The sequence below is a fragment of the Paracoccus sp. PAR01 genome, assembly GCF_014851995.1.
Taxonomy (GTDB): domain Bacteria; phylum Pseudomonadota; class Alphaproteobacteria; order Rhodobacterales; family Rhodobacteraceae; genus Paracoccus; species Paracoccus litorisediminis.
Genome location: NZ_JACVAW010000030.1, coordinates 1 through 15,976, shown reverse-complemented (window position 1 = coordinate 15,976; position 15,976 = coordinate 1). Strand labels below are relative to the sequence as shown.

Below are 15,976 nucleotides of genomic sequence, written 5' to 3'. Positions count from 1 at the left end.
CATTCATCAGAAGAAATTTTCTTGACTGATAAGGAATGTCGGCTCTCAATTGGTTCATGCCAAATGGATCGAAATTTAACTGCGGTCCAAACCATAAGAACAGGGAATCCAGATGACTCAGCGTGTCGCCGTGATTGGCGCCGGGCCTTCCGGCCTTGCCCAGCTTCGAGCCTTTCAATCCGCTGCGCGAAAGGGCGCTTCGATCCCCGAAGTGGTCTGCTTCGAAAAACAGGCCAATTGGGGCGGCCTTTGGAATTACACCTGGCGCACCGGCACCGACGAGCATGGCGAGCCGGTGCATGGCTCGATGTATCGCTACCTGTGGACCAATGGCCCCAAGGAGGGGCTGGAATTCGCCGACTATTCATTTGAGGAACATTTCGGGCGCCAGATCGCGTCCTATCCGCCGCGCGCCGTGATGTTCGACTATATCGAGGGCCGGGTGAAAAAGGCCGGGGTGCGCGACTGGATCCGCTTCAGCACCACGGTGCGTTGGGTCGAGTTCAACGAAGAAAGCGGCGACTTCACCGTCACCGTGCATGATCTGGAAGCTGATCACGTCTACAAGGAGCGCTTCGACCACGTCATCATCGCCTCGGGGCATTTCTCCAGCCCGAATGTGCCCGAATATCCCGGCTTCAGCCAATTCTACGGCCGCATCGTCCATGCCCATGATTTCCGCGACGCGCGCGAATTCGAGGGGCAGGACGTGCTGGTCGTCGGCTCATCCTATTCGGCCGAGGATGTCGGCTCGCAATGCTGGAAATACGGCGCCAAGTCGGTCACCTCTTGCTATCGCTCGGCACCGATGGGTTTCAACTGGCCAAACAATTGGGAAGAAAAGCCCGCATTGGTCAGGGTCGATGGCAAGACCGCCTACTTCCGCGACGGAACCTCGAAGCATGTCGATTCCATCATCCTGTGCACGGGCTACCGCCACCATTTCCCCTTCCTGCCTGACGATCTGCGGCTAAGGACCGCCAACCGACTGGCGACTGCGGACCTGTATAAAGGCGTGGCCTATGTCCATAATCCGCAGTTGTTCTATCTGGGCATGCAGGACCAGTGGTTCACTTTCAACATGTTCGATGCCCAGGCCTGGTATGTCCGCGATGTCATTCTGGGCCGGATTACCATGCCCTCCGACAAGCAGGCCCTGATGGCCGACGTGGCCGAGCGCGAGGCCCGGGAAGAAGCCGAGGACGGGACCAAATACGCGATCCTCTATCAGGGCGATTACGTCAAGGAACTGATCGCCGAGACCGATTACCCCAGCTTTGACGTCGATGGCGCCTGCGAGGCCTTCTTTGAATGGAAGCATCACAAGGCCGAGGACATCATGGCCTTCCGCAACCATTCCTACCGCTCGGTGATGACCGGAACCATCGCCCCACCGCATCACACACCATGGAAGGATGCGCTGGACGATTCCATGGAAGCCTATCTGCGCAACTAAGCCCCAGTGCGGCGGTGTCGCCGCGCCTTTTCCCCAAAAGCGACGGATGCCATGAACCGCGTCATTTACCCGCAATTGCTGCGTCCGGGTCCGCCACGGCCAAGCGGTCAGCGACTGGCCACCCTGCACGGCCCGACTGAGGAGAGGCATACCGTCCCCGGCGGCGGTGCGCTGATGCTGGCGCTGGCTGCCGGAGACCGCGTCACGATCATCAATGACGAGGGTGGCCAGCCGGTCGAAATGATCACGACAGGCATGGATGGCCGCGGTGTACCTTTGGGTTCCAACCCAAGGGAACCACATGCGCTGCAAAAGGCGCTGGCTCAGGACGATACCGGCCTTGCCCGACTTGCGCGCGGGATCAAAGCGCGCGGCATCGACCTGTCCTCCCGCTGCGCCATCGCTGTCTTTGGTCCCGACAGTCCGGCAGGTGAACGCGCCGAATTCCCGATCGCGCAAGCAGGGTGGCTGATCGTCGTGGCGCCGTCCCAGCCGATGGACCCGGAAACGGACCGGACCGCGACCCCGGTTACCCTGCTTATCGACCGGGCCACGCCGGGCATCAGGCTGGCCCATGACCTGCCCGATCCGCTTGCCGACCCGATCCTTGATATCCGCGTGAAATCCGCCACGGCCGAGGCCTATCTGGTCCGCGCCGGGGAATATATTCAGGTTCAGGACGTGGACGGGCGGCAATGCACCGACTTTCAATGTTTTGACGCCCGCAAGCTTGATCGCGGCATCCAGAACCCTCTGGACGTGACCACGACCCGGACGATTCTGGGCCACAGCTACGCCCATCCCGGCCTGCATTCGAAATACTTCGATCAGGACATGACCCCGTTGATCGAGGTTGTGCAGGACACGTGCGGGCGGCATGACGCCTTTGCCATGGCATGCTCGGCCAAGTATTACGACGATATCGGCTATCCCGGTCATGCCAATTGCTCGGACAATTTCAACGCGGCGCTGGCGGGTTTCGGGGTCGATCCCCGCAAGGGCTGGATGGCCGCGAATTTCTTCTTCAACACCTGGATCGACGCGCAGGGCGTGCTGATGATGGACGAGCCCTGGTCGCGGCCGGGGGATTACGTCCTGCTGCGTGCGATGACCGATATCGTCTGCGTTTCGTCGGCCTGTCCCGATGACACCACCGCCGCGAATGGCTGGCATCTGTCGGATATTCATGTCCGCAGCTATGCCGCCACCGAGCGTTTCCAGCGCGCCTCTGCATGGCGCCCCATGCCGGATTCCCAGCCCATCATGACCAGACAGTCGGCCTTTCACGACCAGTTCGCCGCCCTGACGCGGGATTTCATTGATTACAAAGGGTTCTGGCTGCCAAGCACCTTCCCGAATTCCTCGCCCGAGGAAGAATATCGCGCCTGCCGCGAGGGCGTGGCGATGATGGACCTTTCGGCGCTGCGCAAATTCGAGGTCACCGGCCCCGACAGCGAGGCCCTGATGCAATGGGTACTGACTCGCGACATCAAGAAGCTGGGCATGGGGCAGGTGGTCTATTCCGCGATGTGCTACCCGCATGGCGGCATGATCGACGATGGCACGTTGTTCCGCATGGGCCCGGACCGCTTCCGCTGGATCGGCGGCAGCGACTACGGCGGGGAATGGATGCGCGAGCAGGCCCGCGCGCTGGGGCTGAATGTGATGATCCGTTCCTCGACGGACCAGCTGCACAATCTGGCGGTGCAGGGCCCCCATAGCCGCGAGGTGATGGATCGCGCGATCTGGACCGCTCCACATCAGACCGCCATCACCGAATTGGGCTGGTTCCGCTGGACGCCGGGCCGCATCGGCGGTCCCGAAGGTGCGCCGGTCGTCGTCTCGCGCACCGGCTATACTGGCGAGCTGGGCTATGAGATTTTCTGTCATCCCAAGGACGGGCCCACAGTCTTTGATGGGATTACCGCGGCGGGATCATCCCGGGGCATCCGGCCCATGGGCTTGGCCGCGCTGGATCTTTTGCGGATCGAAGCGGGTCTGATCTTTGCGGATTACGAATTCTCCGACCAGACCGATCCCTTCGAGGCCGGGATCGGCTTCACCGTGCCGTTGAAATCCAAGCCCGACGATTTCGTCGGCCGCGAGGCGCTGCTGCGCCGCAAGGAGCATCCCCGCTGGAAGCTGGTCGGGCTGGAAATCGACAGTCGGATGCCGGCCCATCACGGCGACTGCCTGCATGTGGGCCGCGCGCAAGTGGGAGAGATCACCTCGGCCATGTGGTCCCCGATGCTGGGCAAGCAGATCGCGCTGGCACGAGTGGACGTGACCCATGCCGAACCGGGATCACAGATTGAAGTGGGCAAACTGGACGGGCAGCAAAAGCGTCTGCCCGCCCGCATCACTGCCTTTCCGCATTACGACCCCGGAAAGGAAAGACCGCGGTCATGAACCGCATCTCCGACCGTGCTGGGCGGGACGCGGCATGATCTCCGCCCCTGACCGTGCTCGGTGCTGCCTTGGACCGGAACGCGGATCGGGGCGGGCAACGCGTGGCTGATTGACGATCACCGGGACGTGGACGGCGACCCGGCGCCGCAATGCACCGACCTCAACCTGAACCAGCCGCGACAAGGCTGGGGGTGGGCCGGGCCAACAGGGTAATGGACAGATGGTGGATCAGACGACCTCTGGCGCGATCGCCGGAACAATTGAGGGGGCCGGGGCACCTGCCCCCGGCGGTGTCCTGCATCGCGCCCTCGACTGGCGCGGAGCCTTTTGGGTGGCGGCAGGCGTGCCGCCGCTGGTGCTGTTTTCGATCGGGGGCATCGCGGGCGTGGCGGGCAAGGCCGCCTTTGCCGTCTGGATGGTCTCGATGGTGATGGGCTTTCTGCAAAGCTTCACCTATGCCGAAATGGCCGGGATGTTCGGCACCAAATCGGGCGGTGCCTCGGTCTATGGCGCAACGGCATGGCTGCGTTATTCCAAGCTGATCGCGCCGCTTTCGGTCTGGTGCAACTGGTTTGCATGGTCGCCGGTCCTGTCGCTGGGCTGCGCCATTGCCGCCGGTTACATCCTGAACGCCCTGTTCCCGATCCCGCTTGAAACCAGCCCCCAAGTCGTCGACTGGGTGGCTGCCCATATCGCTGGCTACACCGCACAGACCCAATCGGTCCTCGACCATATCGCCGCCAATCCCGGCACCGCACCCGAAGCCGCGATCCAGGCCGTGGCCCAAGCCGATGCGGTTGCCGCGCTGACCCCGGCCCTGCGCCACTGGGAGGCTTTTGCCCTGCCGATCCCCGGCCTTGGCACGCTGCATTTCAATTCGACCTTCGCGACCGGCGTGGTGCTGATGCTGATCATCTTTGCGATCCAGCACCGGGGTATCGCCTCGACCGCGAAATCGCAGAAGCTGATGGCGCTGGTGGTGCTGGTGCCGCTGTTCCTGATCGGGCTGGTGCCGATCCTGAACGGCTCGATCAACAGCGCCAACGTCACCGGGATCGTGCCGCCATCGGCCGCCTATTCGGGCACGGACGGCGCATGGGACATCGGCGGCTGGACCCTGATCCTGGGGGCCATGTATATCGCCGCCTGGTCCACCTATGGGTTCGAGACCGCCGTCTGCTACACCGCCGAGTTCCGCAACCCGGCGACCGACACCTTCAAGGCGATCTTCTATTCGGGCCTGCTGTGCATGGTCTTCTTCTTCCTGATCCCCTTTACCTTCCAAGGCGTGCTGGGTCAGGAAGGCATGTTGTCGGCGGGCGTCGTCGACGGCACCGGGGTTGGCGCGGCTCTGGCCGGGCTGGTCAATGGCGGGCCGATCATCACCCAGATTCTGGTCATCCTGATGATCATGGCGCTGTTTCTGGCGATCATGACCGCGATGGCCGGATCGTCGCGGACGCTTTACCAAGGCTCGCGCGATGGCTGGCTGCCGCGCTATCTGAGCCATGTGAACGAACATGGCGCACCGACCCGCGCGATGTGGACGGATCTTGCCTTCAACCTGTTCCTGCTGGCGCTGGCGTCAGATGTGACGGGCTACTTCTATGTCCTCGCGATCTCGAATGTCGGCTATATCATCTTCAACTTCCTGAACCTGAATGCCGGCTGGATCCATCGCATCGACAGCCCGCACCTGCCGCGGCCATGGAAGGCACCCACCCTGCTGCTGGCGGTGAATACCGGGCTGGCCTTTGTCAACGCGCTGTTCCTGGGCGCCGGGGCCAAGGTCTGGGGCTATTCCGGGGCGCTGTGGTCGGGGCTGATCTTTGCCAGCCTGATCCTGCCGGTGTTCTGGTACCGCCATTACGTTCAGGACAAGGGCCATTTCCCCCGCGAGGCGATGGAGGATCTGGGCCTTTCCGATCACACCGATCTGGGACCGCGCCGCGCGGGCCGGTTGCCCTATCTGGCGCTGCTCGCCGGAGCCGCAGTCGTGCTGTTTGCCAACTGGTTCTTCCAGTTGCCGGGCTGAAGCCGAAAACCACCGGGCCGCTGGCGGCCCGGATGACCATCAATGACACACTGGGAGTATTGAGCGATGACGAATTCTTGGCGCTTCTCGACGCTGGCCGACCGCCACCGGGCCCTTGGCTCTGACCTTGAGGATTGGAGCGGCATGGGCACGGCATGGTCCTATGCCAGCAGCAATCCCGATGATGAATACATGGCGATCCGCACCAAGGCGGGGTTGATGGATGTTTCGGGCCTCAAGAAGGTGCATCTAAGCGGCCCTGCTGCCAGCCACGTGATCGAGCGCGCCACCACCCGCAATATCGAAAAGCTGATGCCGGGCCGTTCGGTCTATGCCGCCATGCTCAATGACGGTGGCAAACTTATCGACGATTGCGTGATCTACCGTACGGGCCCCAATGCCTTCCTGGTGGTCCATGGATCGGGTCAGGGCCATGAGCAGTTAAGCATGGCGGCTTCGGGGCGCGATGTCTCGTTGCGCTTTGACGACAACCTGCATGACCTGTCGCTGCAGGGGCCGCTGGCGGTGGACTTTCTGCAAAAGCACGTTCCCGGCATTCGCGACCTGCCCTATTTCGCACATTTGCAAACCTCGATCTTTGGCAAACCCGCGATGATCTCGCGGACCGGTTATACCGGGGAACGTGGCTACGAACTGTTCGTGCGCGGTCAGGACGCGCCGATGATCTGGGACCGCATTCTTGCGGAAGGTGCGGATATGGGCATCATCCCCTGCCGCTTCACCACGCTGGACCTGCTGCGGACCGAAAGCTACTTGCTGTTCTTCCCCTATGACAATTCCGAAATGTATCCGTTCGAACACGATCCCTGCGGGGACACGCTGTGGGAGCTGGGGCTCGATTTCACCGTCTCGCCCGGCAAGAAGGGCTTCCGCGGCGCGGATGAGCATTATCGGCTGAAAGGCAAGGAGCGCTTCAAGATCTGGGGGCTGAAGCTTGAGGGCGACAAGGTGCCGGGGAATGGTGCCCCTGTCTATCGCGATGGCAAAAAAGTGGGCGTCGTGACCCAGGCGATGCATTCGCCCCTGAACAACTGGACGGTGGCCATCGCCCGCCTGCCGGTCGATTGCGCCAATGACGGGACGCGGCTTAGCGTGAATTGCGAAACCCATGGCGAGATTGCGGCCACCACCTCGGCCATGCCCTTCTTTGACCCCGAGAAGAAGCGCCGCACCGTCAAGGGCTGAGCACGCCCCAAGGCCGGGGAATGAACCGCCCCGGCCACGAACGATCATCAGCCCGAGAAGCCAGAATGACGATTGCTCCTTCCGCCTCCCTCTTTGCCAGCCGACCGCGACACGCGCCGCTTCAGCCGCGGCCCTGTACAAGCGCACTCATGATCGCGGACGAACCCGGCATTGCGGCGCTGCTGTCGCTGGCCGCGGCTGCGCCGGATCTGATGCCGCGATCGACCATGCTCATCTGTGCTGCCGATGCCGACGCGATCCGGGCCCTGCGACCCGCCCGTCTGGTCGAGATCGGCAGCCCCGCCGAGTTGCCCGCTGCCCTGACCTCCCTGTTTGCCGATGCGCGCATGGGGCTTCAGGTTCACATCGCCGGGGGCGAGGCGCTGATCAATCAGGCACTTGCTCTGGTTCAGGCGGCCGGCCTGCCTGCGGGCGCGATCCAGACCGAGCATCGCGGCAGTCCCGCCCGACGCATGCAATGCGTCCATTGCAAGACCATCGCCGAGGGTATCACGACCGACCCTTACGACTGTCCCGGCTGCGGGCGTTCGCTTTTCGTGCGCGACCATTTCTCGCGGCGGCTGGGTGCCTATCAGGGCGTCTGCGTCGATGCGGAAACCCCCGGCATCCTGCCCGAAGTTCAGGAGATCCAAGCGTGACACAAATCCTGAAACTGACCGAGAAACAGCCGCTTTCGCCCCGGATCACCCGCTTCCGCTTCGAGCACCCCAAGGGCCTGCCTCTGCCGGTCTTTTCCGGCGGCGCGCATGTCATGGTCACCATGCAGGATGGCGAGGTGCTGCGCCGTAACGCCTATTCGCTGATTTCGGACCCGCAGGACGGCTCGGGCTACGAAATCGCCGTCCAGCGCGAGGATCAGGGTCGGGGCGGATCGGCCTATCTGCATCAGAAGGCCCAGCCCGGCATGCTGATCGAAATCGGCGCGCCGGTGAACCTGTTCGGGTTGAACCAGACCGCACGCAAGCACCTGATGATCGCGGGCGGTGTGGGCATCACCCCGTTTCTGGCGCAGCTTCATGAACTGGCCCGCTTCGACACGCCTTTCGAACTGCATGTGTCCGTGCGCAACCGCGCGGATCTGCCCGAGGTTGTCCTGCCCGATGACGCGCAGATCCATGTCAGCGACGAGGATTCCCGCATTGACCTGAACGCGATCCTCTCGACGCAGCCGTTGGGCACGCATCTTTACGTCTGCGGCTCGGCACGGATGATCGAAAGCGTGCTGGCTCAGGCCAGCGCCCTTGGCTGGCCCAGGGACGCGCTTCACAGCGAGGAGTTTCTGGCCCCGTCACCGGGCGAGCCCTTCAAGGTGCATTGCGCCCGCAGCGCCATGTCCCTGACCGTCGGCGCGCAGCAAAGCCTGCTCGAAGCGCTGGAACTGGCCGGGATCGACGCGCCATGGCTCTGCCGTGGCGGCGCCTGCGGACAATGCGAGACCGAGGTTCTGGCCTGCGACGGCCAGATCGAACATCACGATCACTGGCTCGATCCAACCGAGCACGGTGCCAAGATCATGCCCTGCGTCTCGCGTTTTCGCGGCACGCTTTTGACCATCGACCGATAGGAAGGGCCACGATGACCGTCCGCTTCAACAAGGAAACTTTCCGCGGCGACTACAGTTTCCGCAATTCGCCCGCCGCGATCCGCCGCTTTCCGTTTCCCTTCGACCGCGACGAATACATGTATTCGGTCAACATGGAGCCGCATCGCGCCGCCGGACCCGATGACAGCGTCTTCCAGCGCCGCTTCGACGTGGACGAACATTACCTGTCCGAGATGGAGGACCGCGCCATCACGCTGGCGGGCGATGCCGGCCGCTGCCAGTCCCTGCCCCATATGCGGCTGGCGGGCTGGGATCTGCTGGAGCTGATCATGACCAGCAAGGCCGAGGATTATCCCGACCTGTTCCAGCTGACACGCGACGGCGACCGCTGGCGCTGGGTGAACCGGCCCATGGGGATCGACGACAGCTTTACCTTTCTCGACGACACCACCCTACCCTTCGGCCCGATGGAATACATCACCCGCCAGACGCAGGGCGATTTCGCCGTGCTGGACCAGCGCGAGGGCAATCTGTGGATGGATGCCGGCATGGTCACCAGTCAGGCCGACTGGAGCCTCGATTTCGACATCGGGATGAATTTCTTTGAATGGCACGCTCCCGTCCCCCGCGCCGCCGAAATGGGCATTTTCCAGCGCGCCTTGAAATTCCTGCTGAATGTCCGGCAGGATAGCCCGGCGCGTCGACTGAACTGGACGATGACCGTCAATCCGCGACTGGATACCTCGCCCGAAACCTATCCGGAATGGGGTCCGGAAAAGCGCAGCCTGACCGTCAAGAATGTCGGTGCAAAGCAGTTCCTGCGGGTCGAGTTGCAAAGTTTCTGGCGGCTGCCACGCTCGAACGCGCTGGCTTTCCCGATCCGCTGCTACCTTTGCGCGCTGGAGGATATCGCGACCGTGCCGAAATGGGGTCGCCGCCTGCATCGGGTGCTGCGCGACCTGCCCGAGGATCTGGCCACTTACAAGGGCTTCGCCGTCAACCGCCCGCTGATCGTCGAATATCTGTCGCAATGCGACGACGGGAAACCCACCTCTCCCGGCATTTATCCTGACTGACGACGCAGGGTCTGCCGCTGACGCATCGGCGGCAGGCCGAACCGCTGGGAATATAGCCGCGAGAAATGTGCCGCGCTGGTAAAGCCCGTCACCAGCGCAATATCCAGCATCGACAGGCTGGTCTGACCGACCAGCTCATGGGCCTTCTTCAACCGCATCTCGCGATAAAAATCCATCATCGGGACGCCCAGCTCGGCATTGAAAAGGCGTTGCAACTGCCGGGCACTGCAGCCGACCTGCCCCGCAATCTGATCTGGCGTGAGCGGCTCGGCCAGATGGCCGAACATTAGTTCGACCCCGCGAACAAGGAGCGGATTGCGCAGCTCCAGACGCTCGGCCGTTGGCGAAAGCTGCGGCTCATCCGCCATGCGCGGCCTGGTATGGATGAACCACTCGGCGACCTCTCGCGCAAAATCCGCACCGTGATCACGGGCGATCAGGGCGCACATCATGTCCAGCGCCGCGATCCCCCCGGCGCAGGTCAGCCGGTCGCGATCGACCACGTAAAGCGCGCGCTCTATCAGCAGGTCCGGCATCATTTCAGCCAGGGCCTCGACATGGGCCCAATGCAGCGTGAAACGCCGTCCTTCCATCATTCCCAGCCGCGCCAGAACCGCCGCCCCACCCGAGATCCCACCCAGCGGGATCTTGCGCTGCGCAAGAACCCGCAGGCCGCGCGTTACGGCCGGATCGCGGTAAAGCAGCGGATTGCCACCGGCGACCACCAGCGCCAGGTCCAGTGGCTCGGCCTCATGCAGGGCCATTGTCTGGAAACCACCGCCCGAGGTCGAGGCCGCAAATCCACCCGCGACCGAGTAGTAGCTGGGTCGGTAAAGTTCGCGCCCCGCCAGATGATTGGCCGCCCGCAGCGGCTCTACCGCCGCAGTCAGCGACATCAGCGAATATTCCGGCGTCAGGATGAAACCGATGCGGAACGGCGTCGAAGGTGAATCCATTTTGCAACTTATTTTACTGTCAGGAAACAATTTTGACGAACTGTCTGTAATAGTCAATATCATGTCCGTACTCGACAAATATCTGCCGAAACACATCGCTAGTCTGACCATCAGAACAGGAATCAGGGACGGACGATCCGTGCGATATTCAGGCTTGAGGGTGATCAAGGAGGCGCTGACCGGCCACAAGGGCTGGCAACCGATCTGGCGCAACCCCGATCCGCAACCCGCCTATGACTATGTGATTGTCGGCGGTGGCGGGCATGGGCTGGCGACGGCCTATTATCTTGCCAAGACCTTCAAGCAGGCCCGCATCGCCGTGCTTGAGAAAAGCTGGCTTGGATCGGGCAATATCGGGCGGAACACGACGATCATTCGCTCGAACTACCTGCTGCCCGGCAATGAGCCCTTCTACGAATTCTCGATGAAGCTATGGGAAGGGTTGGAGCAGGAATTCAACTTCAACGCGATGGTCAGCCAGCGCGGAATTCTGAACCTGATCCACAGCGATGGACAGCGCGACGCCTATCGCCGGCGCGGCAATGCGATGCTGTTGGCGGGTGCCGATGCAGAACTGCTGGACCAAGGCGACGTTCGGGCAATGTATCCCTGGCTGAACTTCGACAATGCACGCTTCCCCATCAAGGGCGGGCTGCTGCAGCGCCGCGCCGGAACCGCGCGCCATGACGGCGTCGCATGGGGCTATGCGCGCGGGGCCGATCTGGCCGGAGTGGACCTGATCCAGAACTGCGAGGTCACCGGTTTCCGCATCGAGGACGGTCGGGTCCGCGGGGTGGAAACCTCGCGCGGTTATATCGCGGCAGGCAAGGTCGGCGTCGCCGTTGCGGGTTCGTCCGGGCGCGTCATGGCCATGGCGGGGATGCGCCTGCCAATCGAAAGCCATGTGCTGCAGGCCTTTGTTACCGAGGGGCTGAAGCCGGTGATCGACGGCGTCATCACCTTTGGCGCGGGGCATTTTTATGTCAGCCAGTCCGACAAGGGTGGTCTGGTCTTTGGCGGCGATATCGACGGCTACAATTCCTACGCGCAACGCGGCAATCTGGGCGTGATCGAAGATGTCGCCCAGGGCGGCATGGCCCTGATGCCGATGATCGGTCGCGCACGTCTGCTGCGGATCTGGGGCGGCATCATGGACATGTCGATGGACGGCACGCCGATTATCGACCGGACCCCGATCGAGGGGCTCTATCTGAATGCTGGCTGGTGCTATGGCGGCTTCAAGGCGACGCCCGCATCGGGCTACGCGTTCGCCCATCTGCTGACCACCGGCACCCCGCACGAGACCGCGCGTTTCATGCGCCTTGACCGCTTCGAACGCGGCTATCCCATCGACGAAAAAGGCATGGGCGCGACGCCCAATCTGCATTGAGGCCAATATGCTGATCCCCCATCCCCTTCTTGGCCTTCGCGATTCCTCGGAATTCACCTATCTCGGCGATGCTACGCTGCTCGATCGTCCCGACGGCATGGCACCGGACGCGGCGGCGCGCTTTCACGAATATGCCCACCTGCGCGACAACCCCGCCGGCATTCACCGCGAGTTGTGGTTCCACGAACAGGGCGACCGCTCATGGCTGATCGTCACCCGCAACACCATCACGCATGAGGTCCTAAGCGCGGAACTGGCCCGCGACGCGATGAAGGGCGGTGCCGCATGACCCGTCTTTCCGGGGGCCTGATCGATCACACGCAAAGCCTGCGCTTCACCTTTGATGGCAAGACCTATAGCGGCCATGCGGGCGACACGCTGGCCTCGGCCCTATTGGCCAATGATGTGCGGCTGATGGCCCGCAGCTTCAAGTATCACCGCCCGCGCGGCGTGCTGTCTGCTGGCTCGGAGGAGCCGAACGCGCTTGTCACCCTGCATGCCGGTGCCCGGCAAGAGCCGAACAGCCGCGCCACGGTGGTCGAGCTGTTCGATGGGCTTGAGAGTTTCAGCCAGAACCGCGTCGGATCGCTGGGCTTCGATCTGATGGCGGTCAATGACCTGATGTCGCCCTTCTTCGCGGCAGGTTTCTACTACAAGACCTTCATGTGGCCGCGCGCCTTCTGGGAAAAGCTCTATGAGCCCGCCATCCGTCGCGCCGCAGGTTTGGGCAAATTGTCGATGCAGCCCGACCCCGATCATTACGACGCCGGTTTTCTGCATTGCGATCTGCTGGTGATCGGCGGCGGCGCTGCCGGTCTTGCCGCCGCGCTGACCGCGGCGCGTGCGGGGGTGCAAGTCATCCTTGCCGATGAGGATTTTCGTCTGGGTGGGCGGCTTCTGGCGGAAAGCGCGCCCTTGGACCGGCCTGCGACCGAATGGATCGCCGGGCTTGAGGCAGAATTCGCCAGCCTTCCCAACCTGCGCGTCATGCGCCGCACCACCGTCTGGGGGGCCTTCGACCATGGCGTCTATGGCGCGGTCGAGCGTGTCTCGGACCATCTTGCCGATCCCGGACGGCGCGTCCGCCAGACGCTGTGGCGGATCACGGCCAAGCGCGCAGTCCTCGCCTCGGGCGCGACCGAACGGCATATCCCCTTCGCCAATAACGACCGCCCCGGCGTGATGCTGTCGGGGGCGATGCGGGCCTATGCCAATCGCTGGGCGGTCAGCCCCGCAAAACGCATCGCAATCTTCACCAACAACGATGATGGCCATCGCACCGCCCGTGATCTGATGGCCAAGGGCGTCGAGATCGCCGCAGTGATCGACACTCGGCCCGCCACAACCGCAACCGATTACCGGGTCATTGCCGCGGGTCAGGTGACAAACAGCAAGGGCCGCCTTGGCCTGTCCCGGATCGAGGTCAATGCCAATGGACGCAGCGAGTGGCTGGATTGCGGCGCGCTTGGCATCGCGGGCGGCTGGAACCCCAATATCCAGATCGCCTCGCATCATCGCGGGCGACCGGTCTGGGACGAGGCATTGCAGGCCTTTGTCGCGGGACCCGGTGGCCCGGCTGGATTGATCTGCGCCGGCGCCGCGGCAGGCCGGGGAAGCAGCGCGCAGGCTCTCACCTCGGGGGCCGAGGCGGCGATCGCGGCGCTGGCTGACCTTGGGATTGCGGCATATCTGCCCGAACTTCCCCAAGCCGAGGACGCGGCCCAGAACCTGCAGCCCTTCTGGCATGTGCCGGGAAAGACCCGCGCCTGGGTCGATTTTCAGAACGATGTCACCGTCAAGGACATCGCGCTGGCCCATCAGGAAAACATGCGCCCGGTCGAACATCTGAAGCGCTGGACCACACTGGGCATGGCGACCGATCAGGGCAAGACCTCGAATGTGACCGCGCTGGCCGTCATGTCGGAACTGACCGGTCAGCCTATTCAGGCCACCGGCACGACGATCTTTCGCCCGCCCTATACGCCGGTCTCGCTGTCGGTGCTGGGTGGCGGCGACACGGGCGCGCACTTCCGTCCGCGCCGCCTGACACCGACGCATGAATGGGCCAAGGCGCAGGGCGCGGCCTTTGTCGAGGTCGGGCAATGGATGCGGGCGCAATATTTCCCGCGTGCCGGCGAAACCCATTGGCGGCAGACCGTCGACCGCGAGGTTCTGGCCACCCGCAAGGGCGTCGGGATCTGCGATGTCACCACGCTGGGCAAGATCGACGTGCAGGGCGCGGATGCGGGTGCGTTCCTTGACCGCGTCTATGCCAATGCCATAGCCAGCCTGAAACCCGGCATGGTCCGCTATGGCCTGATGCTGCGCGAGGACGGCTTTGCCTGGGATGACGGCACTTGCGCGCGGTTGGATGACACCCATTACGTCGTCACCACCACCACCGCCAATGCCGGGACGATCTATCGCCACATGGAATTCTGCCGCCAATGCCTGTGGCCGGAACTGGATGTACAACTGATCTCGACCACCGATGCCTGGGCGCAGCTTTCCGTCGCCGGCCCGAACGCGCGGACCTTGCTACAGCGCGTGGTGGACGGGTTCGACCTGTCCAATGCGGCCTTCCCTTTCATGGCCTGCGCCAGCCTGACGATCTGCGGCGGATTGCGGGCCCGGCTGTTTCGCATCAGCTTCTCGGGCGAGCTTGCCTTTGAGATCGCCGTCCCCGCCCGTTACGGCAATGCCCTGATGGAACGACTGGTCACGATTGGCGTGGACCTGGGCGCCACCCCCTATGGCACCGAGGCGCTTGGCGTCTTGCGCATCGAAAAGGGCCACGCCGCGGGCAATGAGCTGAACGGCCAGACCAGCGCGCAGATGCTGGGCATGGGCCGGATGGTCTCGGCCAAAAAGGATGCGATCGGCACGGTCATGTCGCGTCGCGAGGGGCTGCTGGCCGAGCGCCGCGTTCTGGTCGGCCTGCAACCGGTCGATCCGGGGGATGCCGTCGTCGCAGGCTCGCATCTGTTCACGGAAGGTGCGGAGCAGAATACCTGGACCGATCAAGGCTGGATCACCTCGGCCTGTTTCTCGCCCCATGTCGGATCGGGAATCGGGTTGGGCTATCTGGAGAACGGTGCGGATCGCATGGGCGAAATCATCGTCGCCGCCAACCCGCTGCAAGGGCAAAGCACGCGACTGCGCGTCGTCTCGCCCCATTTCATCGACCCCGAGGGAGGGCGCCTTCGTGACTGACCTGCAACCGATTTGCGCGCTCGGGCAGAGTGCGCCGCACGCCCGCCGCATCGGCGCGCTGCTGCTGTCGGAAAATACCGCTCTGGGACTTGCCTCGCTGGCCATGCGACGCGGGGCCGAGCCGCCGCAGATCGGCCTGCCCCTTCCCGGGCCGGGGGGCTGGGTCGACGGGGCGGATTGCGCGGCCTTCTGGACCGGGCCGGATCAATGGATGGTCGAATTCCCCGGACGCGCCGCCGAGGATGTCGCGACGGCATTGACTGCCCGCGCGCCCGGCTGCTCGGTCAGCGAGCAGACCGACGGCTTCGTCGCCTTCGAGATCGAGGGAGATACGTTCCCCCTACTGGCCCTGATCTCAAGGCTGGTCAATATCGATCTGGGGCGCTTCCCCCCCGGCTCGGCCACGCGCACCGGGTTTCACCATATGAGCGTCTTTGTCATCCGCCGCGCCGAAGATCGCATGGCGATCCTGGGCATGCGTTCGGCAGCCGCCTCGATCTGGCACGGGCTGACCGAGGCGGCCGAGCGACTGGAGGCCCTGACATGACGGCGGAACTGATTGACGGCAAGGCGTTTTCTGTTCGGGTTCGGGGTCTGGTTGGGGCGCATGTGGCGCGGCTGGCGGCGCAGGGCATCGTTCCGGGTCTGGCAGTGGTGCTGGTGGGCGAGGA

At 63.5% G+C, this 15,976-nt stretch carries 12 protein-coding genes and 1 pseudogene; 12 read left to right on the top strand and 1 reads right to left on the bottom strand.

Translation table 11 applies throughout. The features are described 5' to 3' along the window. The first annotated feature begins 112 nt into the window (after positions 1–112). The 7 genes from IB235_RS22715 (at position 113) to IB235_RS22685 (ending at position 9,746) form a co-directional block, all read left to right on the top strand. Positions 113–1,456, top strand: coding sequence for an NAD(P)-binding domain-containing protein (locus tag IB235_RS22715; RefSeq protein ID WP_192338665.1), 1,344 nt, complete (start codon positions 113–115; stop codon positions 1,454–1,456). A gap of 51 nt (positions 1,457–1,507) precedes the next feature. Continuing rightward, the gene (locus IB235_RS22710; protein WP_192338664.1) at positions 1,508–3,865 is read left to right on the top strand and encodes a DUF1989 domain-containing protein; all 2,358 of its coding nucleotides are present in this window, start codon (positions 1,508–1,510) and stop codon (positions 3,863–3,865) included. Positions 3,866–4,085: 220 nt separating this feature from the next. After that, positions 4,086–5,900 (top strand): APC family permease, encoded by a 1,815-nt coding sequence (locus IB235_RS22705; RefSeq protein ID WP_192338663.1) that lies wholly within the window; start codon positions 4,086–4,088, stop codon positions 5,898–5,900. Positions 5,901–5,966: 66 nt separating this feature from the next. Then, positions 5,967–7,106 (top strand): aminomethyltransferase family protein, encoded by a 1,140-nt coding sequence (locus tag IB235_RS22700; protein WP_192338662.1) that lies wholly within the window; start codon positions 5,967–5,969, stop codon positions 7,104–7,106. Positions 7,107–7,255: 149 nt separating this feature from the next. Beyond that, complete coding sequence (locus IB235_RS22695; protein WP_225612555.1) at positions 7,256–7,765, top strand: dimethylamine monooxygenase subunit DmmA family protein; 510 nt, start codon at positions 7,256–7,258, stop codon at positions 7,763–7,765. Further along, on the top strand, positions 7,762–8,691 hold the full coding sequence (locus tag IB235_RS22690; protein ID WP_192338660.1) for a PDR/VanB family oxidoreductase: 930 nt from the start codon (positions 7,762–7,764) through the stop codon (positions 8,689–8,691). Before IB235_RS22695 ends, IB235_RS22690 begins: the two co-directional genes overlap by 4 nt. Before the next feature lie 11 nt (positions 8,692–8,702). Further along, positions 8,703–9,746 (top strand): DUF3445 domain-containing protein, encoded by a 1,044-nt coding sequence (locus IB235_RS22685; protein WP_192338659.1) that lies wholly within the window; start codon positions 8,703–8,705, stop codon positions 9,744–9,746. On the opposite strand, the gene IB235_RS22680 is transcribed toward IB235_RS22685, so the two are convergent. Further along, entirely contained in the window at positions 9,734–10,702 is a 969-nt protein-coding gene (locus IB235_RS22680; protein ID WP_192338658.1) for a GlxA family transcriptional regulator, read from the bottom strand. The two genes, IB235_RS22685 and IB235_RS22680, sit on opposite strands and share 13 nt — an antisense overlap. A gap of 139 nt (positions 10,703–10,841) precedes the next feature. On the opposite strand from IB235_RS22680, the gene IB235_RS22675 reads away from it, so the two are divergent. From IB235_RS22675 to IB235_RS22655, 5 genes and pseudogenes are all read left to right on the top strand, one after another. After that, positions 10,842–12,092: a sarcosine oxidase subunit beta family protein gene (locus tag IB235_RS22675; protein ID WP_192338657.1), complete on the top strand. Its 1,251-nt coding sequence runs from the start codon at positions 10,842–10,844 to the stop codon at positions 12,090–12,092. Positions 12,093–12,099: 7 nt separating this feature from the next. Further along, the gene (locus tag IB235_RS22670) at positions 12,100–12,381 is read left to right on the top strand and encodes a sarcosine oxidase subunit delta (protein ID WP_192338656.1); all 282 of its coding nucleotides are present in this window, start codon (positions 12,100–12,102) and stop codon (positions 12,379–12,381) included. Then, entirely contained in the window at positions 12,378–15,305 is a 2,928-nt protein-coding gene (locus tag IB235_RS22665; RefSeq protein ID WP_192338655.1) for a sarcosine oxidase subunit alpha family protein, read from the top strand. Before IB235_RS22670 ends, IB235_RS22665 begins: the two co-directional genes overlap by 4 nt. Further along, entirely contained in the window at positions 15,298–15,852 is a 555-nt protein-coding gene (locus tag IB235_RS22660; RefSeq protein WP_192338654.1) for a sarcosine oxidase subunit gamma, read from the top strand. The genes IB235_RS22665 and IB235_RS22660 overlap by 8 nt, the downstream gene beginning before the upstream one ends. After that, positions 15,849–15,976: pseudogene (locus IB235_RS22655) on the top strand (bifunctional methylenetetrahydrofolate dehydrogenase/methenyltetrahydrofolate cyclohydrolase); the annotation flags it as partial. The gene IB235_RS22660 and the pseudogene IB235_RS22655, both read left to right, overlap by 4 nt.